Below are 22813 nucleotides of genomic sequence, written 5' to 3' on the forward strand. Positions count from 1 at the left end.
AATTTAAGGATAAAAATAAATCTAATTTTTTAAGTATCTCTCATTGACTTTTTTAAACTTTTATCTTGATTATATTTGGCGATTTTTTAAAATATCGGCAATTAAGAAAGATAATTCAATTGCTTGATTAGCATTTAATCGAGGATCGCATTGTGTATTATAGTTACAGCCTAAATTTTCTTCTGTAATGGCTTGCATACCTCCTACACATTCTGTTACATCTTCACCTGTCATCTCTAAATGCACACCACCTGCATAAGTTCCGATGCTTCTATGAATCTCAAAAAAACTTTTAACTTCCTCTAAAATGCTGTCAAAATTGCGTGTTTTATACCCACTCCCTGCTTTAATAGTATTTCCGTGCATAGGGTCAATACTCCAAAGTATCTCCCTGCCCTCATTTTTAATAGATTCTAAGAGTTTAGGTAATTTTTCTTTAATGGTTGTAGCCCCCATACGAATAATGAAGTTTAATCTCCCCGCCTCGTTATTTGGGTTTAAAATCTCACAAATGCCTAAAATATCCTCTTTTGTTGCATTAGGTCCTATTTTTACCCCTAAAGGATTATCTACACCGCGTAAAAATTCTAAATGAGCACCCTCTAAATTACGCGTTCTTTCACCAATCCAAAGCATATGTGCAGAGCAATCATACCATTGCCCAGTAAGATGATCTTGTCTTGTAAGGGATTCTTCATAATTTAGCAACAAAGCTTCGTGAGAAGTATAAAATTCTGTCTCACGCAAGGTAGGTGTATTAGTAGTATTAATACCACAGGCTTCCATAAAAGCTAGAGCTTGATTGATTTTATCTGTCATTTGTAGGTATCTATCCGTAGAAGCTCCGTGTGCAAAATCAAGATTCCATTTTTGTACTTTGTTTAAATTGGCTAATCCACCTTGTGCGAATGCACGAATGAGATTTAAGGTAGCAGCACATTGATGATAGGCTTGCAATATTCTTTTAGGGTCAGCCTCTCTAGCTTTAGCTTCAAAAGCCATTCCATTAATAATATCCCCTCGATAGCTAGGTAATGTAACACCGTCAATGGTTTCTGTATCATTACTTCTTGGTTTAGCAAATTGTCCAGCAAGTCGTCCAACTTTTACCACAGGAGAAGCACCTGCATAAGTTAAAACTACCGCCATTTGTAAAATAACTTTAAATAAATCACGAATCTTGATGGTATTAAAATCCGCAAAACTTTCTGCACAATCTCCACCTTGCAACAAAAAGGCTTCACCCCTAGAGACTTTAGCTAAATGTTTCTTTAAAGCCCTCGCCTCACCTGCAAATACTAGGGGGGGGAATTTACTTAATTCTTCTTCAACTTCTTTTAATAGTTTTATGTCATTATAAATTGGTTGTTGTAAGGCAACTTTTTTTCTCCAACTTTTTAGATTCCACTCTTGCATAAAATTTCCTCTATATATATTGTAAATGTAATTGTAGTTAAAAAAGATTAAAAAGGACTAAGTAAGGGGTTCTACTTAGTAAATTAGTAATAGTATTATTTGCCTAAATAAACCTGTCTTGGGCGAGTAATTCTAATATTTGGAGTTTTGATATGTTCCATAACTTGTGCACACCAACCAGGCATTCTACCAATTACAAAAATGGGGGTAAAAAGTGACACAGGGATTCTTAGAGCTGTTAGGATAATGCCACTATAAAAATCTACATTGGGATAAAGATTTCTTTCTTTGAAATAATCATCATTTAAAGCTACTTCCTCAAGTTTTTCTGCAATTTCACTGAAACGATCATTCATTTTAATCCCCTTTTTAGCTAATTCATCTTTCAAGCCTTTAATTGCTTTAGCTCTAGGATCATAACTCTTATAAACGCGATGTCCAAATCCCATTAGTCGGAAAGGATCACTTTTGTCTTTCACCCTTGCGATAAATTTATCCACATTTTTAACATCCCCTATTTCTCTTAATTGATCTAGTACTTTTTCATTGGCACCTCCATGTGATGGTCCCCATAAAGCATTAATACCTGCTGAAATAGCTGTATAAGGATGAACTCCTGTTGAAGCTACATTCCTAACCGTTGTAGTAGAAGCATTTTGTCCGTGGTCTGCGTGTAGGGTAAAGATTTTATCTAATGCTTCCACTTCAAGGGGTAAAATCTCTTCTTCTCCGGATAAAGAATATTTCAATCTTCCATTAGGATATGCCCTTAACATATAAAGGAAGTTTTCTACATAACTACGACTAACATCTGGATAAACAAAGGGAATACCAACAGAATTACGATAAGAAGAAGCGACTAAAGTTGTGATTTTGGCGATGATTCTTCTTGCCATAGTTTGGTAATCATCTTCATCACCCATTTCTTTATGGTCAAAGTAGAAAGTAGATAACGCAGATACTGCGGAACTAAGATTTGCCATAGGATGCCCACCATCTGGAAAGGCGCTAAAGATATTGATTAATCCCTCGTGTAAAAAAGAGCGGTGTCTAAGTTCTAAATCAAACTCTTGGGATTGAATATCATCTTTTGGCAATTCTCCTGTAATTAATAATTTGGCAACATCAGTAAATTTATATTTTTCTACTAATTCTTCAATAGGTAGTCCTCTATAAAGTAATTGACCATTTTTGCCATCTATATAACTAATAGTTGATTCACAGCCTGCAGTAGAGCTATAACCGGGATCATAAGAAAAAATATTGGTTTTTTCAAATAATTTACTAAAATTAACTGCTTTGGGTCCCCTTGTGCATTCAATAAGCTCAAAGTCAAATTTTTCACCTGTTTCATTATTAATTAGTGTTATTGTTCCCATTTTAATTCCTTAAAGTTATTGTATGTTAATCAGTAAGTTGTAGGTTATAAACCCTAAGTTTCTTACCTCTATCTTTGGTGCTTATGCCTTTTGATTTTACGGAATTTTAAAAAAAAAGTCAAATAAAATTTATCTTTACTTAAATAGTTAAAGAATGATTTACTATTTTTACACATTAATTATAGATAATATCTATATCACTGCCAGGATTGAAATCAAAAATATTTTCATTTTTTAATGTATTAAGTTTTATATTTTTAAAAACAATATGTATTTTGTTTTCTAAAGCATCTATAAAAGTGATTTCCTTAGGGATACCATCTTGAACTAAAATTGTATAAATTACTCCTGCAACCTTAGCTTCATAGGTATTTTTATCAATTTTTTTTGCTTGTTGTATGAGGGATAAAATATTAAGATTTTCTTGGATATTTGTAATAATGGCTTGTTGGAGTTTTGGTTCATAAATGATGCTTATGCTCTCTTGGATATAAATATCTTTAGGGATTGGTTTAGTATATCTCCATAAAGCATTACTTGGAGCTTGAATATAAATTTCTCCCTCATAAAGAATCTGTTCATTTTGGGAAGTAAGTGTTTGGATAAATTGTGCTTCAAAGCTTTGAATCTCATTTAATTCTACCGCAGACGATAAGATTTTCAAAAAACATAAAGATACAATTATTTTCTTCATTAAATTTTCCTCAATTTTGATTATTTTTAGCATTTTAGCTAACTAGTATCGCAATTATGATAAAATCTTGCTTTTAATATCCCCATATTTTAAATTCGAGAAAGAAGGTTATTTATAATGATAGCAAATCTTACAAAAAATTTTTTTAGTAGTAGGAATGATCGTCTTGTCAAACATTATCAAAAAGAAGTTAAAAAGATTAATAATTTAGAATCTCACTATGAAGCCTTAAATGATAAAGAGTTGCAAGAAGCCTTTGAGGCATTAAAGAGTCAAGTTCGACAATCAGCAGATCCCCAAGAAGAGTTGCAAAAAGTGCTTTTTCGCTCTTTTGCTATTACAAGAGAAGCTAGTAAGAGGATTCTCAATATGCGTCATTTTGATGTGCAGCTTATTGGGGGTATGGTATTACATGTAGGTAAAATTGCTGAAATGAAAACAGGAGAAGGAAAAACTCTTGTAGCAACCTTACCAGTATGCCTTAATGCAATGACGGGGGAAAGTGTGCATATTGTTACGGTTAATGATTATCTAGCTAAAAGAGATGCAGAGACTATGCGACCCTTATATGAGTTTTTAGGGTTTAGTGTTGGGGTTATTGTGGGTGGATATTATGATGATGAAGATAGGCTAAAACAATATGCTTGTAATATTGTTTATGGCACTAATAATGAATTTGGATTTGATTATTTACGCGATAATATGAAATATGATTTTCAACAAAAAGTGCAAAAACATCATTATTTTGCCATTATTGATGAAGTAGATTCAATCCTTATTGATGAAGCAAGGACACCGCTTATTATCTCTGGTCCTGCAAATAGGACTTTGGATAATTATAAAATCGCTAATGAAGTTGCCTTAAAATTGAAAGAAGAAGAGCATTATAGTATTGATGAGAAAAATCGTGTTATTTTATTAACAGAATCTGGGATTAGCGAAGCAGAGAGGCTTTTTAATATTGATAACCTATATAGTATAGAAAATGCAATTTTAGCCCACCATTTAGACCAAGCTTTAAAAGCTAATAATCTTTTTAAAAAGGATAAAGATTATGTATTGCGTGATGGGGAAGTCGTTATTGTTGATGAATTTACGGGACGATTAAGTGAGGGAAGGAGATTTAGTGAGGGATTGCATCAAGCCTTAGAAGCTAAAGAAAATGTAAAAATAAAAGAAGAATCTCAAACCCTTGCAGATATTACTTACCAAAATTATTTTAGGCTTTATGAAAAGTTATCGGGTATGACAGGGACAGCACAAACAGAAGCTAGTGAATTTTTACAAATTTACAATCTTGAAGTAATTTCTATTCCAACTAATATTCCTGTTCATAGAAGGGATTTGAATGATTTAATCTATAAAACAGAAAAAGAGAAATTTAAAGCTCTCATACAAAAAATCATAGAACTTCATAAAAATGGGCAACCTATATTAGTAGGGACCGCTTCGATTGAAAAAAGTGAGAAAATCCACGAACTTTTAAAGGCACAAAGGATTCCGCATTCTGTTTTAAATGCTAAACAACACGCACAAGAAGCAGAGATTATCAAAGATGCTGGAAAAAAGGGGGCGGTAACCATTGCTACAAATATGGCAGGAAGAGGAGTGGATATAAAGATTGATGATGAAGTAAGAGAGCTTGGGGGGCTTTATATTATAGGGACAGAAAGACACGAATCTAGAAGAATTGATAACCAATTGCGGGGTAGAAGTGGAAGACAAGGAGATCCTGGAACAAGTCAATTTTATTTAAGTTTAGAGGATTCTTTATTGAGGATTTTTGGTAGTGATAGGATTAAAAATATTATGGATAAATTAGGGCTTGATGAGGGAGAGCATATAGAATCTAAACTTGTAACAAGATCTGTTGAAAGCGCACAAAAAAAAATTGAAAGTATGCATTTTGAAGCAAGAAAGCATCTTTTGGAATATGATGATGTGGCTAATGAGCAAAGAAAGGCTATTTATCGTGTAAGGAATGAGCTTTTAGATCCTAACCAAAATATCACGCATCGTATTATTGAAAATAGACAAGAATGTATTGCCCTGCTCTTGCAAAAAGCTGAAGTTTTTAGTAATGAGGATGATTTAAATGCACTTTGTGGATTAGCTTTAGAGGATTTTAATATTACCCTAGAAGCAGAAGCACTTAAAGAATATTACCAAAAGCATAATAATTTTGAAACCTATTTAGATAGGGTTTTAACACAAGCCTATGAAGAAAAAATGTCTTCTTTAAATGAAAAAACGCGGAATGAAATAGAAAAGCTTATCTATTTACAAACATTAGATAATCTATGGAGAGAGCATTTATATACAATGGATAACTTAAAAACAGGGATTGGCTTAAGGGGGTATAACCAAAAAGATCCTTTAGTGGAGTATAAAAAAGAGAGTTTTAATCTTTTTTTAGATCTTATTAAGCAAATTAAATACACAAGTATTAAAATGCTACATAAAGTTCAACTAAACCCTCTTAATGAAGATATACAAGAAGAGGCAAAACACACTAAATTAAAACTTGAACAAAATAATACTCATCTACAAACCAATGATTCTTCATTTATGTCTAAAAAACCTGTTAGAAATGAACCCTGCCCTTGTGGAAGTGGAAAAAAATATAAAAATTGTTGTGGAAAAAGCGGTCCTAAACAAGGAATCTTAGCTCAATGAGTTCCCCAATAATCCCTTTTTTAATCAAACGTTATTTACGTTTTAACAAACGACAACCCTTTATTTCTATATCCGCTATTCTTGCATTTTTTGGGATTTGTGTAGGTGTAATGGTTTTAATTGTTGCAATGGCATTAATGAATGGTTTTGATAAAGAGTTTGAACGCAAACTCTTTGTGATGAATTATCCCCTAACAATGTTTTCTAATTATTTAGAGAAAATAGACAAACAAACTTTAGAAACTTTAGAAACGGATTTTCCTCATTTGAAATTTAGCCCTTTTATCCAAACACAAGCATTTTCCAAAATGGGACAGAGATTAGAAGGTGGTATTGTTTTTGGTGTAGATTTTCAAAGAGAGGCTTTAATAAATCCTATATTTGCTAAAGCTTACCAAGAAGCACAAACTTCTTATAAACAAATCTACCAAGCACCTTATATACCAAATACTTTTGATGTAATTGTTGGTGAGGGGTTAAAAGAATATTATGGATTACAATACCAATCTAATTTGCTTTTAATTTTTACCAATGCAATGCCTAATGCAATGAGTATTTCCCCAACTATAAAACGTTTTAATGTTAATGGGTTTTTTCATTCTGGGTTATTAGCTTATGACAAAGGCTATATTTATACTACTCTTGAATCTTTAAGTATTATTAAAAATATGCCTAAAGATACTTATGATGGGATACATATCTACTCTAATAATCCCCAAAAAGATATTTTACTGCTTCAAGAAAGATACCCGCAGACGAAAATCATTGGCTGGTGGGAACAAAATGGGAATTTTTTTGCCGCTTTAGCGTTAGAAAAAAGAGCGCTTTTTATTGTTTTAATGCTTATTATATTGATAGCTTCTTTAAATATTATTACTTCTTTATTAATGACAATAATGAATAGAAGAAAAGAAATTGCCCTTTTACTGACTATGGGAGCAAGTATTCAAGAAATTAAAAAAACTTTTCTTTATCTAGGGAATCTTATTGGGATTAGTGGAATGCTTTGTGGTTGCACGCTTGCTGCTATCATTCTTTTTATTTTATCAAATTTCTCTGTAATTTCCCTCCCTGCTGATGTTTATGGAAGTTCGAAACTCCCATTAGAACTCTCTTTAATTGATTTGATTTTTATTATCAGTGGCTCACTCATAATTATATTCCTTTCCTCTTATTATCCTGCTAAAAAAGCTATACAAATGGATCCTTTACAAGTTTTACGCAATGAGTGAAAAATTTGAAAAAATCTTTATAGAAATTACAAACTTCTGCGGACTTGATTGTTCCTTTTGTACACCTAAAAAACAAGTAAAAAAGCTAATGCCACTTGAGGATTTTAAGAAAGTTACACAAAAAGTTTCACCTTATACAAAACTCTGTGCTTTACATATTTTAGGTGATCCCCTTAGTGTTAAAAATCTATCGCAATATCTACAAATCGCACAATCTTATAATTTAAAACTAGAAATAACTAGTAGTGGATTTTATCTTGAAGATAACATTGATTTACTTTTAAATACTCCTTGTATCCACCAAATTAATATTTCCTTAATGAGTGCTTTATACCAAAGTAAAGCTGTTAATCTTAAGGAATATTTTCAACCGATTTTAAGACTCTGTAAGATGCACCAAGAACTAAAAAGTGAAAAATTTATTAATTTAAGACTTTGGAATTTAGATAAAAATTTCAATCCCCCTGCCCTCAATACAGAAGTTTATAATTTGCTAAAGCGATATTTTGCATTTCGAGAAACCTCTGCTTTGAAGATTCGCCTAAATTACAAAATTTTTCTTCATCAAGCAAGATGTTTTGAGTGGGCAAATGTAGATTCTACAATTTCATATAAAAAAGGATTTTGTTATGGGGGTATAAAGCAGCTTGGAATCCTTTGTGATGGGAGAGTTGTTCCTTGTTGCTTTGATACTAAGGGTATTATCAACTTAGGCAATATTTTAGAAGAATCTTTAGAGGAGATTTTACAAAAGCAAAGAATAAAATCTTTAGTGCAGGGATTTAAAGATAATAATCTTGTAGAATTGCTTTGTCAATCTTGCAGTTATCCTCAATATTTAGCCTCTAAGTCTCCTTGTAGGAATTGATGAAGTTTATTGTATTCCCCCCTTGTTAAAAACCTAACTTTTCCACTGGGGAGATTATTTAAAGAGACAAAGCCATAAGCAATGCGTTTTAAATCTAGTATTTCTAACCCAAAATGGCTAAAAAACCTCCTTAACTCCCTATTCTTACCTTCATTGATAATCACTTTAAGCTTTGAAAATTTTTTTGTATTTTTAATGACTTCATAGCCTAAAAAAGGTGAAAATTCCATAGATTGGATAGGGCTTTTAAAATGCCCACCTTTGGTAGCATCCTCTAAGTTTAACCCACTCTCCATAGTATCAAAAACTCTCTCTTTAATAAAACCAGAAAATTTCAATAAATAAACTCTCTCTAATTTGCTCTCCATAAGTTTTGTTACAACACTTATATCATCACTTAATAAGAGTAGCCCTTCACTAGCAAAATCAAGCCTACCAATAGGTGTAAAATGAGCAAATCTCTTAGGCAAGGAATCAAAAATGGTCTTGCGTCCCCTATCATCTTTTTTGCTAACTAGTTCACCTTTTGGTTTATTATAAACAATAAGAGTGTATGCTTCCCTTTCTTTTAGTAATTTATCATTGACATAGACTTTTTGATTTTCAACCTGATAAGAAAAATCTTGAATAATCCTTTTATTGATAGAAACTCTACCTTCTTGGATAAGCTTATCGGCTTCTCTCCTTGAATATGTAGAATGATGGGCGATATATTGATTAAGACGCATTATTTATTAAAGCAAAAAAATTCTTTTTTTAAAAGTTTTTTAAGAATCTCTAAATGCTCCCCTTGAAACTCTAGTAAATACCCTTTTTTATAGACTTTTAAACTCCCCCCACAAGCAAGGGTTTTCTTGATTTTTTTTAAAACCTTTTGCATAGTGGATTTTTCTTCATAAAATATTCCACAAAGTGTAATATCTTTTCCTTTACGTTTTTGAGAGTTTATCCATAAAGTATAAGAATCCCTGTTTTTAACTTCTAAGGGAATATTGCAAACACATTGGCTTTGGAGATTCTTGCATTGCTTACAAACTTCATCAATCCCATCACAAAAATTTGCTTCTAATTTGAAATGATTGAAATTTAACCCACCCATTGCAATTCTTTCAATTCCTCTTTAATCTGACTATGCACATAAAAAGAGCTTATCATTTCTAATTCTTGTGTTTTGGTTTGATAACGAATCCTAAGCTCTCTTTTTCCTTTATGCTTAAGAGCAGCTTCCCGCAAAATGATAATAGTATTTTCATTACTTTGCGTATCTAAAAGGAGAATTAAAGGATCACTGGTATCAGCCTTTTGCATAGCAAATTCAACCTTTTCATTATGTGCCTCTTCTAAATGCAAAATTTTATCGGCTTTAAGTTTTTTGGTTTCTTCTTGTTCTTGCACTGTGCATTTAACCACAACGGGCTTTTCCCTATCCCATAGTTCAAGCTTGCTTAAAGTTTGTTCAAAAATAGTAAGCTCTACACTTCCATAGAGATCTTGAAGCTTTAAGATTCCATAACGTTTGCCACTTTTTGAAAATTTACTAATAATATCTTCAATTTTACCCACTAACAAAATACTGCTATTTTCTGCAATATCTTGGATTTGATTCGTAAAGGCACAATGAAGTTTTTTAATAGCCTCTTTGTATTCATCAAGAGGATGTCCTGAAGCATAAAACCCTAAGCTCTCTTTTTCAAGCTCTAAGATCTCTTTAAGGGAATATTCCTCTTTATCTATTAGATTAATATCAACTGCCATTAATTCCTCACTATCTCCAAAAAGTGAATTTTCAGCAACTTTTTTAGCGAGTTGGGCAGATTTTGAAGCTTCTGTTATAGTCTCTATTTGCTCTAAGAGTGTTTTTCTCGTATATCCAAAACAATCCATAGCCCCACTTTTAATAAAAGATTCTAAAGCTTTTTTATTAACCTTTTGGGAATCAATCCTTTTTAAAAAATCTTTTAAATCTTTAAACTCTCCATTCTTTTTTCTCTCCTCTAAAATAATATTAATAGCAACTTCACCTGCTCCTTTAATAGCACCTAAACCAAATAAGATATTACTCTCACCATCAATATCTGCAACACTAAATTCTAATTCAGATTTTTGTAGATTGGGTGGGGAGACTTGAATATTCATCTTTTTAGCCTCTTCAATATATTCTACAACTTTATCGGTATCATTCTTTTCTGAAGTTAATAGGGCTGCCATAAATTCTTTTGGATAATAAGTTTTTAAATAGGCAGTTTGAAAAGTAATCATCGCATAAGCAGCGGAATGTGATTTATTAAATCCATAACCAGCAAATTTAACAATTAATTCCCAAAGTTCTTCGGCTTTAACCCCGTCAAATCCTTGTTTTTGTGCTCCTTGTGCAAATTTGCTTTTATTATCTTCCATAATTTGAGCATCTTTTTTTCCCATTGCTCTTCGTATTAAGTCTGCCTCTCCTAAGCTAAAGCCACCAATTTTTTGCACAATTTGCATAACTTGTTCTTGATAGACAATGGTTCCATAAGTAGGTTTTAAAATAGGCTCTAGTTCTGCAAACATATAAGAAATAGGTTTTCTGCCGTGCTTTCTATCAATAAAATCATCTACCATTCCAGATTCCATAGGACCAGGACGTCCCAAAGCAATAATAGCTATAATATCTTCAAAAGTATTAGGCTTTAATCGTTTATTAATGCCTTGAAACATACTTGATTCTATTTGAAAAACACCCAAAGTGTTACCATCTTGTAAAGTCTCATAAACCTTTTGATCATCCATATCTGCTTCTAAAAAGTCAATTTCTTTTTCAAATCTATTTTTAATAAGTTTTAAAGAATTATCAATAAGTGTTAAAGTCTTTAAGCCTAAAAAGTCAAATTTTATTAGATCTACATCTTCTAAGTATTTCATAGAATATTGCGTTGCGATGATACCATCACGTGTAGAGCAATATAAAGGGGCTTTATTCCAAAGTTCTTGCTCAGAATCTATGACAACAGCAGCAGCGTGAGTTCCGGGATTGCGTTTAGTGTTTTCTAAGATTAGGGCAAATTCCCATACCTTTTTTGCTAAAGGATTCTTTTGGATTAATTCATTAATTTTTGGTTCTTTTTCATAAGCTTTTTGTAGTGTAATGTCTAATTCTTTAGGGATGAGTTTTGCCATAGAATCTGCTTCGCCATATGGCATACCCATCACCCTTGCTACATCTCTAATAACCGCTTTTGCTTTCATCATACCAAAAGTAATAACTTGGGCTACATTATGCCGCCCATATTTTTCTGTTACATAATCTAAAATCTCTCCGCGTCTGCTTTGGCAAAAATCCATATCAATATCGGGCATACTTACGCGTTCGGGATTTAAAAATCTCTCAAAAAGTAAATCATATTTTAAAGGATCAATATTAGTAATTTCTAAGCAAAAGGCAACCAAGCTCCCTGCAGCACTTCCTCTACCAGGTCCTACAGGGATTCCCCTCTCTTTAGCAGCTCGCACAAAATCCCAAACAATTAACATATATCCCGGGAATTTCATAGCATTAATAACATTTATTTCGTGCTCTAAACGTTCTTCATATATTTGGTGTTTTTCTTTAGGGATTTTTTCTAATCTTTTCTTTAAACCCTCTTTGCATTTATGGGTAAAATATTCACTATCTTCGATACAATCTAACCCTTCTTGTTTAGAATATTCTTTAGTAAATTTAAAAGTAGGTGGAGTTGGATTCCCTAAATTTAATTCTAAATTACATTTGTTAGCAATTTCTTGCGTATTTGCAAGGGCTTCTGGAATATCTGCATAAAGAGCTGCCATTTGCTCGGGGCTTTTAATATAAAATTCTTGCACGGTATGCCGCATACGATTAGGATCATTAAAGTCTTTGCCAAAACCAATACAAAATGCAACCTCTTGAGCTGTAGAATCGCTTTGTTTGGTGTAATGTGTATCATTGGTAGCGATAATTTTAATCCCTGTTTCTTGAGAAATTTGAATAATTTGTGTATCAATGAGTTGTTGCTCTTCAATACCGTGCCTCATAAGTTCTAAATAAAAATCCTCCCCAAAAATATCTTGATACTCTAAAGCTACTTCTTTAGCTCTTTCATAGCCTTTTCTTCCTTTGTTATCCTCTTTTTTAAGATTTAAATGCCATTGCACTTCACCATTTAAACAAGCTGAAGAGCAAATTAAGCCTTTGCTATACTCCCTTAGCATTTTTTTGCTAATACGTGGCTTCATATGGAAGCCATACAAACAAGCTTGAGAGCTTAAATACATTAGATTCTTATAACCCTCTAAATCTTTTGCATAAAGGCATAAATGAAAACGTTGGTTGCTCTTATCGCCTATTTCCTCGGCATTGTGCAAATAAGCTTCCATTCCTAAAATAGGTTTAATACCCTCGCTTTTCATTGTTTTATAAAATTCAATAGCACCAAACATATTTCCGTGATCTGTAACTGCAACGCTATTCATTCCTAATTCTTTAATACATTTTGCTAATGTTTTGATTTTATTTAACCCATCTAATAAAGAATATTCTGTGTGTAAATGTAGATGTGTAAAACCCTCTAACGTTGTGTTAGAATTTTGTATTTCTGTTTTGCTCATTAATGCCCCCTCTAAACTTTTTAAGCTTTAAAAGATCTTTTTAATCCTCAATATAATTTTTGAGTTTTCTCCCTACTTTTGGGTGTTTAAGTTTTTTTATCGCACTAGATTCTATTTGCCTTACCCTCTCTCTTGTTACATTTAATTCTTTTCCAATTTCTTCTAAGGTTCTATCTGATTCATCCTCTAAAAGTCCAAATCTCATACGAATAACAGCTTTTTCTCTTTCATTAAGCTGGTCTAAAACATCATCAATTTGAGACTTTAAATCCTCTTTTAAAATCTGCTCCATAGGTCCTGCTAAAGTCTTATCCTCAACAAAATCTCCGAATTTTCCATCCTCTCCATTGCCAATAGGGGATTCAAGGCTAATGGGTTCTTTGGTGATTTTAATAACATTTTTAACCTTATCTACAGGAAGCCCAACCTCTTCTGCTATTTTTTCAATGTCTGGCTCTTTACCTTCCTCTTGCAAGAATTTCCGCATAATCTTATTGATACGATTAATGGTTTCAATCATATGAATAGGTATCCTAATAGTCCTTGCTTGATCGGCTATTGCTCTTGAAATCGCTTGCCTAATCCACCAAGTTGCATAAGTGGAAAATTTATAACCTTTTTTATATTCAAATTTATCGACAGCTTTCATAAGCCCGATATTCCCCTCTTGAATTAAATCTAAGAAAGGCAATCCACGATTAGTGTAACGTTTAGCGATACTTACCACAAGACGCAAATTAGACTTTGCCATTTTTGTCTTTGCTTTATCGGCTATATCTTTTCCACGTTTAATTTGTTCTAAAATCTGCTTGAGTTTTTCTGGCTCTAAATCAAAGCTTCCCTCACTGGCTGCTTTAGTTTGAAAGAGTTTTTTTATCTCCATATAAGTAGATACCATTGTAGTCTCTGGCACAGATGCGGTAATTTCTGCTTTACTCATTTGTGTAATATTCTCTAAGATTTTCCTATGGTTATTAAGCAATAAATCATTAAAAAGGGGTAAGCGGTATTCTAAACGTTTCAATTCCCTATCAAAGCCCTCATCGCTTTTTATAGTATTCTCCATAGCCTTCACAAGCTCATTAATCAATTTACTAGTAGGACCTAAATCTAATAATTTTTCTTTTAGGAATTGTTTTTTATGGGCTAAAATAAGCAGAAAAAGCATATCATTATCGCTTTTTTTCTCATTGCTTTGCTCCCAAGTTTTTAACCAATCTTTCTTAGCTTTCTCCAAAGCTTTAAAGCTCACTAAAACATTTTCAATTCTTTTTTGATCTTTTTTGCTAATAGGTTTTTTTGCCTCTCCACCTTCTTCTCCCTCTTCTATCTCTTCCTCCTCCTCCTCTTCACCCTCTTCTGCTTCTTCATCATCAAAGCTTTTAAAAAGCTCTTTAACTCTTCTTTCCCGATTAATCAAGGCTTCTTTATAATCTAAGATAAAATCAATCAAATAAGGCACAGAGCAAATCGCATCTAAAATAATATTCTCACCCAATTCTATATTTTTACTAAGCTCTACTTCATCCTCACGAGTTAAAAGTTGAATCTGTCCCATTTCTCTTAAATACATTCTTACTGGACTATCACTACGACTCCATTCTAATAGTTCTCGCTCTTTCATAAAATCAAATTCTTCTTCTAATTCCTCATCTAAAAGTCGTTTTTTTTCTTCTTTTATTTTCTTTGCCTCATCTTGATTAAGGAGTTTTGCAACTTCTGAAGCAGACATTAATTGCTTATTATATTTTTTAGCTAATTCTAGCACTCTTTTTGCTTGAGCAGCTGTTGGTAATTTACCTAAGACTTGTGCAACCTTTTCATAAGAAATGTATTTTGTTGTATTTTTAAATAACTCATCAAGCTGTTGATTAACATTTTTCGCAGACATAGCAAACTCCAAAAGCAGTATATATGATTTGTCAAAAGTCCTGGATTATACATAAAATTATTTAAAACTTTATTAAGAATATTTTATTCTATTTTTAACGAAATTGCCAACATTCTTTCATTTGTTTTAAATATTTTTTATCCAAACTTACAATTAATAGCTCTTCCCTATCGCCTAAACAATCTATAACCTCACCATTAGGATTAACTAGTAAAGAATCCCCATAAAAATTCCATAAAGTTTGTGTTATTTCATCTTGATGTTGCCCTATACGATTAGCCCTTAGAATATAACAATTATTTAAAAAAGCACGCATTTTAATAATACTTCTCCAACGTAAAGAAGAATCAAAAGTAGAAGCACTAGGGAGTAAAACACAATCGACTTGATGAGTTTTAAATTGTAACCAAAACTCATCAAAGTGTAACTCATAACCAAATAGGATAGAAAACTTTAGTCCGCCCATATTAAAAACGGGAGGGATTTTGATATTTTTAGGAATAGTATTAGCAAAAAATTTTGCTTCATTCCAATGTTCATAGGGCATCAATCTTTGTGCTCGATAAAAAAGAATTTTTCCCTTATTAATAATGGCTATAGATTTATAAATTTTATTCCCCACTACTTCAAATATCGGCGTTACTATGGTAAGAGCGTAAGAGTTAGAGATTTTTATCAACTGCTCATTGCTAGATTGTATAGAATGAATCAGTAAGCTTTTCTTTGTATTTTCAAATTTTTTAAAAAATGGGCTTAATAAATACTCCCCAAAAAGAATGATTTTTACTTTTTGTTCTAATGCAACTTGCAAATAAGATCTTATTTCGTTTTCACCTCTAAGGGCTGATAGCTGAAGTGCAGCAATTTTCATTATACTTCCTTTTTATCAACTTGCTCATCAAATTGTGCTTTTAATTCTTGGCATCGTATTTTTGCATCTTCAAGCATTTTTTGTGCCTTTTTTAAGGCTTGCATTCCTTCTTTATAAAATTCCATACTCTGATGTAAGGTTATATTTTCATCACCTAGCTTTTCAATATATTGTTGAACAATCATCAAATAATCTTCAAAACTATCGCTTTTAATATTGTCATTTTTTTTGTTTTTATTCATTGTTTTGCTCTGTTGTTTCACTCTCTAAAAGTTTTTTTGCATCTATACAAAGATTCTTCCAAGGAGATTGAATATCTACTGCTTCACATTCTGTGTAAGCTTGTATTGCTTCTGGAATCTTATTTAATTTGTGATTTAAATAACCTTGTAAATAGTAGATTTGTATTTTTTCTTGTGGTTTTGAGATATGTGTTTGGGCTGATAAAAGCAATTGTAAAGATTCTTGAAACTTAGCTTCACGATTAAGAGTTTCAACTAAACTTAATTCAACCCAAGGAGAATATTCATAATGTTGGTATTTATTTTGTAGGTCAATAATCTTTTGAGCATAGATTTTAATAGCCGTATCATCTTTTTTTTCAAGTGCATTAAGTAAGACAATGCGATAAATTTCAATCATTTTTTCATTGTCTTTTAGTTTTTCTTCTAAAATTGGTAAAAGGTTAAAAGCTTCTTCTTTACGTTTTTCGTGATTTAAAGCCATAAATAACACCCACGCAATATCATTATATTTTTCTTTACTTAGGAGATTAAGGGCATCTCTGGACGCAAGAGCCGCTTTAGGATAATTTTGAAGTTGGTATTCCACCCACCCTAAATAATAAAGCCATTTTTCTTTATTCTCTGCTTTGGTAATTTTTTGTAATGCTTCTTGTGCAATTTTTTGAGCAGGAATATATTGTTGGTTTTGGTAAAGGCATTGTAATAAATCAAATTTTTCACTCTCTTCAAGAGGAATTTTTTCTGCATATAAGTTACCATAATAAGCAGCACTTTTGCAGTTATCTTCAGAGAGGGAATCTTTGACTAAAGCAGCCACTGCACCTAATAATAAAGGATTGTTTTCTTCTAATTCATTACGCAAGGCAAAAATTTCTTCATAATGTTTTTCTTGAAATAAGGTTTCTATTTTTTTCTCTAAAGCCTTTTTAGCTTCTTCTTTGCCTTCATAGTTTTTAAGAACATAGTCATAATGTTCCAAACGTTTTTCTACATCATCTTCATCAAGTTTTAAGAGCAAAATATCATCTAATTCCTTAATTTCCTCTTCTTCTTTGCCATCTGTTGGGTTTTGTAATAAAAGCTGATAATAATGATGAGCCTTAGGGAGATTTTCTGATTTATCATACCATATAGCGACATCTTTAAGTATATCTCTGTATTCTGGATAATCTTCATCAAGGGATAAAAATAGTAATTCTGCAATTTGTGCTGGAACTGTATAAATGCCTTTTTCTGTCCATTGTTTTAACATATTATAATAAGTTGGGACATCTTTTTCAAAGAAAGTTGGATTAGCCTGTAAAACACTCTGGAGATATTTTTGGGCTTCTTCTTTATCCATTTCTCTGTAGTATTCCCCTAAAGCGATGGAAGCTAAAGAAGCAATATCTAAATTTTGTGTTTCATTAAGCACGGATTGATAAAGATTTAATACTAATTTCCTCTCCCCCCTTAAATAAAGATTTTTTCCATAATCTAATCGCGCTAGGAGTTCAAATTGATCCCCTTTGTATTCATCAAACAATCGTCTATAATAATAACTAGCCTCTTCAAAGAAATCCATCTTTGCATAGGTCTTAGCTATAATATATAAAATCTCTGAAATGTGAATATCTGTGGGATAGGCATTTTGCCAAGTCTTAGCAAGTGTAATAATATCCTCATAGTTTTCCTCACTTGCTAAACCATCTAAAGCTATTATCTTTAAATACAAAATATCACGTTTAAAAATGGTATTAGGAAATAAAGAAGACATTTCATCAATAGCTATTAGGGCTTCTCTATAAGACTTATTAGCTATTAGGGATTGAATTTTTAAAAAAGAATCTTTATCAGCACTCCCTGTATTATCACTTATAGGAGACATTCTAACATCTAAAACACCAATACTTGGATAGCCAATAATATCATTAAAAGTAATAGGAAAATTTAAACCCTCACTTGGTTTATCCTCTAAAAAGGGCAAGGTATCCTCATAACCAACAATCTGCCACCTTTTAGATTCTATATTGGTTTCTAAAGGGATAGGATAAGGGGTATTAATATTAAAGGCTGTGTTAAAAAGTTTTATTTTTTTATTAGGGGTTATTCGCAGATAAAAACCTTTTTTTTGCAATTCTGGTTCGATTACAAAAAACAAAGTATTGCTACTTGAAACCCTTGATGCTAGTTTTTGATCAAACTTGCATAAAATACTTTCTACTTCGGAATTTCTATTTAAAGTTTCTTGGCATAAAAAAGGTTTATCGTGAATAATATTTAAAACTGCGAAGTTTTTATTGTTTTCTTTACCGCCATTAATATATAGCTCTAGCCCAAATGCAAATTCTAAGCTACAAAAATACAAAAAAATAAGAATAAATTTTTGTTTCATATACTTCCAAGCTCTTTAAAATTCTGTGTATTATACTTTTTTTGCATTAAAACTCTCATCAAACTTTTCTTGTGCTGGTAAAAATTTAAAATAAGTAATTTCAGCCCTTGCTAAAATTCTCATAGGAGGACCCCAAAACCCTGTTCCGCGATTTACATAGATTTGTGTTTTTGCATTATGTTGATAGAGTCCTGCTAAATAAGGTTGATCAAGAGTTACTAAAAATCTAAAAGGAAAAATTTGACCGCCGTGCGTATGTCCGCTTAAAACTAAATCTACCTGATTTTCTTCTTTTACTTCAAAGATAAATTTAGGCTGATGGGCTAAGAGGATAGTTGGTAAAGTTTCTTGCCTATTTTCTAAAGCTTCTTGTAAATTAGGCTCTAAAACGCCAATTCTCTTACCAAATAAATCATAAACTCCTGCAAGATTAATTAAAGGCTCTCCATTTTTTTCTAAAAGAATATTTTGATTTTCTAAAATTTTTATACCCATTGACTTAATGGTTCCTAATAATTCACCAATATTATGAAAATATTCGTGATTACCAGTAATAAAATAAATACCAAGCGGGGCTTTTAAATTTGATAATTCTTGCAGTGCTTCTGAAACTTGAGAGATTTTAGCATCAATAATATCGCCTGTAAGAAATATAACATCGGCTTCAAGCACATTAGTTTGTTTAACAATCTCTCTTACCGCATTTTTTTCTATTAATCCCCCAATATGTAAATCACTAATTTGCACAGCACTAAAAGATGCGGGTAATTTTGATAATGGGAGTTCTATGACTTCTATCTTAGGTTTTAACCCCGCTTCAATCATACCCCAACCCAAATAACCACCTGCGAAGATTCCACTTCCTATATTGACAATATTTCTAAAAAACCCTCTCCGCTTCTTACTAAAATAAGGGATTAAAGATAAGGGTTGATAAATAAGCATAACAACAAATAAAACAAAAGCTACACCAATAGATAAAGAGACTAAAAAATAAAGACTTAAGGGTATATTGAGATAATAACGTCCCCAAAAATAACACAAAATTCCCAAAAAGTTAAAGACTAAAAAATATTTTAAAAGCAAAAGTGGGAATCTTGTCTTTATCATTCTTTTAAATAACAAAAAATAAATGCCAAGATGCATTATCAAAAAAACTATTAAAGCTAAAAAGGGGAATAGATTTTTCATAAAATTTTATCCTTTATTTGTCTATAAACAGATTTAATCTCTCTTAAGGAGTTCTAAAATTTCAAATTTATACCATTCTCTAAGAGAATTTTCAAGATACTGCTTAATCTATAAGGGATACTTTGCCGCTCTAATAAGGCTATTTTACAATCTTGATAAGTTTTAAGGTATGCTTTAATCACAAATTGAGAATTATATTTAAGCGTGAAAGATAGTGATAAATTTAAACATTTATATCAAGTTTTTTCATTATGGGGGGGGGCTTTAATTTTTTTGGATAATGGAATTTAATTGCGGAAACACGAAAGCTCATCAGCTATTCTACGCTTCGACATTAAGAGATTGTTTTAGTTTTAAGTTTTGAGATTTTAGATTTTTTGCCTTTAAATTTTTGCTATTAAGTAGATATTGTAGATATTTAACTTTTTCCTCTATAGTATCCATTAGTTCAAAAATGCTTTTGTTATTTTCCCCTGTTACTTGGGAATTAATCTTAAGCTTAAACATCTTTTGTTTAAACTCCTTTATATTTGTGCCATTAACAGCTTCTAAAAATTCTCCAAAGTGATCAAAATCCAATAATGAATCTAATTCTTTATTTATATCCTCTACCGCACTTTTACTCATAGAGGGGTCAAGTCCCTGCATTTTCCCCCAAATAGTTACTTCTCCAGCAATTAAAGGAGTAGGCGTTGTGCCAGTATGCATATTGCTACTTAAAAACCCTACTAAAAGCCCACCTTTAGTAATATTTCCGTCTTTATCGGTGTATTTTTGAAGCATAACATCAAAACTTCCATTATTGAAAACATTAATATCAAAAGGCTTTGAAATAACACTATCATCTTTAGTAAAAAAGCTAGGGGCAATGCTTTCATTACTAGAAACACCTTTAAAGCCATCATTAGCTAAGATGTTTTTAACTTCTTTATAAGAATATACTTCTTTAACCTTTCCACTTTGTTTATCTATCTTGTAGTTTTGTGGAAAATGCTCTGCTAAATCCTCCCCACTAAAACTCTCTTTTAGAGCCAATTTAGGACTTTTTTCTAAAAGTTGAGAAACTATCTTATAGGCATTACCCAAAGTTTGGGCTATATCTATGCTTTTATATTCTCGAAAAACCTTTCTACCATCTGTCTCTTTTGCTACTAAGTTTTGCATTGTGGAGGAGTGAATTTTATAATCCTCTGGTATTCCTGCTGCTTTATTAAATTCTTTGGTAAAATACCCTTCTTTATCGACTTTATAACCTAAAACTTCTTTAGAATCTAAGGAGGATTTTTTAGATTCTATGCTTTGGTTATTTTTTTGTATATTAGTATTGTCTGCATTATCTGCATTAGTATTATTGATACGAAGTTTATTGCTAATGTTTAAAGAATAACTATTAAAAGAAAAGCTAGAGTTTAAAGAACCTATCATAGTTATATTCTCCTTTTTCAAGATTAAATCTATCAATATGCTTTGATACTTTATACTTCCATTCATTACAAGGTATCAAAGCAAAAGATATTCCTTAAATATTCATAGGGGTTTGTCTATCTTTATCAATACTCTTTTCTCTTTCTTCTTTGCCCTCTTTTAATAAAGTTTGCATTAAAGAATCCCTAGAATTTATAGAAGAATCTTTAGAGAGTTTTTCTTTATACTTAAACATTTCTAAAAGGGTTTGGTGATTCTTTTCTTTATAGCTTAAGATTAAATTCTCTACTTTATCAAATGGGAGTGTAACACTTAAAGTTCTTATTCCTTTTTCTACACTACTTTCAATAATAAGACCATTTTTAGTTTTAATATTTGAAATATCGTAATTATCCTGAATATAACTTTTCATTATCCCTAAAGAATCTTTAATCTTTTGGAGATTTTCTGTAGGTATTTTGCTATCTGCAAGTGCAAAGAACCACCACATAGTAGTTATTCCGCCACTGGCAATTTGCACTATGCTTAACTCATACTCTAAATCCTCTTGTGCTTTTACAATCCTTTCTTTATCTTTTGTCTTTAATGATGAAGCAAATTCTCTAGCACTCGATTCTAGTCTATTTTCTTTACTATCTTCTGCCCAATCTAAAAAACTCCTAAACGCTCCTTCTGCAATCAATGTATCAAAGAATTCTGATTTTCCCTCTTCTTCATAAACAGCAAGAGCAATTTCTTCCATTTGTTGATAAATATAAGCTTTAGCACTTTGGTATCTTTCTTCACTTACATTAGTAAATCTTTGGGAATGTTCCTCTATAACACCATAGTTAATCCTGCCAGCGTCTATTAAAGAACGATATTTTTTATCTATTGGCATAGGATTTAAATCAACCTTTGGCCAAATTGGAATATCTCCTGCTTCTCCTGATAAAGTTTTTATTACTAGTTTATTTCCAACTATTGAAATTCCTTGAAAAGGTATATGCAATAAATCTTTTATCATTATTTGTGCTGGTTCTATAGGGAATTTAACCGCTTTATTTTGCTCTTGTGTAGGTTGATTACCTCTTAAAATAGCCCAAGCAATATTAGAAGTTTGGCTTAACATAATTACCCTATTATCTATAAACCATAGGCTGTTCTTAAGATTAATTCTTCACGAAATCTTTCATTTAACTTCTCAATGATGGGATGTCCTTGATAAATCCTTCTTTGGGTATTATATCGTGTATCATAAGCCACAATTTCAGTCATAATTTGTCTTGCTTTATAATCAATTCGCACAAACATCATCGCTCTTTCATATCTTGGATCAACAACAGTTAGCCATTTAAAGTCTGAATAGTTTTGAACCCTTTGATAAGTGCTTTCTCCATTTTTCAAAATAGCCATACCTCGACTTTGTTCATAATCAGATAGAATAAACTCATAATAGCCATACTTCATTATCAAATTACCATAATTATCAATTAATGTATTACCCCTATATGGACTATAGCGAATCCCCCCCTTCACCTGTTTTTTCTCTTCAGTGTTTAATTTAGTAACGCCTGCACTCTCACTAGTAACTTTGCCTTTACTCACTAACGCTAAAACATCTTCTTGTGCTAATGCTAAGCTTAAAGGTAAAGAACCTAAAACTAAGATACTCAAAACCCTTTTAAACATAATTTCTTCTTTTTTGAAAATTTTGAGTTTTCACTATAGTATATTTTTATTTTAAAATCAAGTTTTACTTTACTTTGTAATGATTTATTCTTTAAAATTCTAGTCAATATCTTTAATAAGGATTGGAATGAAAAAACTTTTGCTTACTCTATTGTTTTTGTTTTTAACAAATTGTGTTTTAGCTAGTGATGAACTCAATATTGATAATCTCTTTAAAAAACAAATTGGTTTAAGGAGTATTACAAGCTTTTCTTTGCTTAGCACAGGAAATGCCA

17 protein-coding genes and 1 pseudogene are annotated in these 22813 nt (G+C 31.6%); 4 read left to right on the top strand and 14 right to left on the bottom strand.

Annotated features, from left to right (window positions below; genetic code table 11):
- Window positions 1-69 precede the first annotated feature (69 nt).
- The 3 genes from LS72_RS07815 to lolA all read right to left on the bottom strand — a co-directional run bounded on the left by LS72_RS07815 (window position 70) and on the right by lolA (window position 3489).
- A complete protein-coding gene (locus LS72_RS07815) occupies window positions 70-1416 on the bottom strand; it encodes a class II 3-deoxy-7-phosphoheptulonate synthase (protein ID WP_034552146.1) in 1347 nt (448 codons plus the stop codon).
- 95 nt (window positions 1417-1511) lie between these two features.
- Window positions 1512-2795, bottom strand: coding sequence for a citrate synthase (locus LS72_RS07820; protein ID WP_034552149.1), 1284 nt, complete (start codon window positions 2793-2795; stop codon window positions 1512-1514).
- 175 nt (window positions 2796-2970) lie between these two features.
- On the bottom strand, window positions 2971-3489 hold the full coding sequence (lolA, locus tag LS72_RS07825; RefSeq protein WP_052087198.1) for a LolA-like outer membrane lipoprotein chaperone: 519 nt from the start codon (window positions 3487-3489) through the stop codon (window positions 2971-2973).
- A gap of 117 nt (window positions 3490-3606) precedes the next feature.
- On the opposite strand from lolA, the gene secA reads away from it, so the two are divergent.
- From secA to LS72_RS07840, 3 genes are read left to right on the top strand one after another with little or no spacing between them, the layout of a single operon-like run.
- The gene (secA, locus tag LS72_RS07830) at window positions 3607-6165 is read left to right on the top strand and encodes a preprotein translocase subunit SecA (protein WP_034552153.1); all 2559 of its coding nucleotides are present in this window, start codon (window positions 3607-3609) and stop codon (window positions 6163-6165) included.
- A complete protein-coding gene (locus tag LS72_RS07835) occupies window positions 6162-7397 on the top strand; it encodes an ABC transporter permease (protein ID WP_034552155.1) in 1236 nt (411 codons plus the stop codon). The genes secA and LS72_RS07835 overlap by 4 nt, the downstream gene beginning before the upstream one ends.
- On the top strand, window positions 7390-8265 hold the full coding sequence (locus tag LS72_RS07840; protein ID WP_034552158.1) for a radical SAM/SPASM domain-containing protein: 876 nt from the start codon (window positions 7390-7392) through the stop codon (window positions 8263-8265). Before LS72_RS07835 ends, LS72_RS07840 begins: the two co-directional genes overlap by 8 nt.
- Here LS72_RS07840 and LS72_RS07845 read toward each other — a convergent pair.
- The 11 genes from LS72_RS07845 to LS72_RS07895 form a co-directional block, all read right to left on the bottom strand.
- The gene (locus LS72_RS07845) at window positions 8229-8993 is read right to left on the bottom strand and encodes a pseudouridine synthase (RefSeq protein WP_138155245.1); all 765 of its coding nucleotides are present in this window, start codon (window positions 8991-8993) and stop codon (window positions 8229-8231) included. The genes LS72_RS07840 and LS72_RS07845 overlap by 37 nt on opposite strands.
- Window positions 8993-9364: an SUI1 family translation initiation factor gene (locus LS72_RS07850; protein ID WP_034552160.1), complete on the bottom strand. Its 372-nt coding sequence runs from the start codon at window positions 9362-9364 to the stop codon at window positions 8993-8995. Before LS72_RS07850 ends, LS72_RS07845 begins: the two co-directional genes overlap by 1 nt.
- Window positions 9352-12870 (bottom strand): DNA polymerase III subunit alpha, encoded by a 3519-nt coding sequence (dnaE, locus tag LS72_RS07855; protein WP_034552163.1) that lies wholly within the window; start codon window positions 12868-12870, stop codon window positions 9352-9354. The genes LS72_RS07850 and dnaE overlap by 13 nt, the downstream gene beginning before the upstream one ends.
- A gap of 40 nt (window positions 12871-12910) precedes the next feature.
- The gene (gene rpoD / locus LS72_RS07860; RefSeq protein ID WP_034552166.1) at window positions 12911-14761 is read right to left on the bottom strand and encodes an RNA polymerase sigma factor RpoD; all 1851 of its coding nucleotides are present in this window, start codon (window positions 14759-14761) and stop codon (window positions 12911-12913) included.
- Between the two features lie 94 nt (window positions 14762-14855).
- On the bottom strand, window positions 14856-15632 hold the full coding sequence (locus LS72_RS07865; protein WP_034552169.1) for a carbon-nitrogen hydrolase family protein: 777 nt from the start codon (window positions 15630-15632) through the stop codon (window positions 14856-14858).
- Entirely contained in the window at window positions 15632-15874 is a 243-nt protein-coding gene (xseB, locus tag LS72_RS07870; protein WP_034552172.1) for an exodeoxyribonuclease VII small subunit, read from the bottom strand. The genes LS72_RS07865 and xseB overlap by 1 nt, the downstream gene beginning before the upstream one ends.
- Window positions 15867-18251, bottom strand: a complete 2385-nt coding sequence (locus LS72_RS07875) for a tetratricopeptide repeat protein (RefSeq protein ID WP_052087199.1) — start codon at window positions 18249-18251, stop codon at window positions 15867-15869. The genes xseB and LS72_RS07875 overlap by 8 nt, the downstream gene beginning before the upstream one ends.
- 30 nt (window positions 18252-18281) lie before the next feature.
- Window positions 18282-19442, bottom strand: a complete 1161-nt coding sequence (locus LS72_RS07880; protein ID WP_052087200.1) for a metallophosphoesterase — start codon at window positions 19440-19442, stop codon at window positions 18282-18284.
- 321 nt (window positions 19443-19763) lie between these two features.
- The gene (locus tag LS72_RS10885; RefSeq protein ID WP_194145578.1) at window positions 19764-20867 is read right to left on the bottom strand and encodes a Cj0814 family flagellar-dependent secreted protein; all 1104 of its coding nucleotides are present in this window, start codon (window positions 20865-20867) and stop codon (window positions 19764-19766) included.
- 94 nt (window positions 20868-20961) lie between these two features.
- Window positions 20962-21978 carry a hypothetical protein gene (locus LS72_RS07890; RefSeq protein ID WP_034555359.1) on the bottom strand — a complete coding sequence of 339 codons (1017 nt, stop codon included), beginning with the start codon at window positions 21976-21978 and terminating at the stop codon, window positions 20962-20964.
- Window positions 21979-21992: 14 nt separating this feature from the next.
- Window positions 21993-22538: a hypothetical protein gene (locus LS72_RS07895; RefSeq protein WP_052087393.1), complete on the bottom strand. Its 546-nt coding sequence runs from the start codon at window positions 22536-22538 to the stop codon at window positions 21993-21995.
- Between the two features lie 127 nt (window positions 22539-22665).
- Here LS72_RS07895 and LS72_RS10890 point away from each other — a divergent pair.
- Window positions 22666-22813 (top strand): annotated as a pseudogene (locus LS72_RS10890) (hypothetical protein); the annotation flags it as partial.

It is taken from the genome of Helicobacter apodemus (genome assembly GCF_000765745.2).
Classification (GTDB): Bacteria; Campylobacterota; Campylobacteria; order Campylobacterales; family Helicobacteraceae; genus Helicobacter_D; species Helicobacter_D apodemus.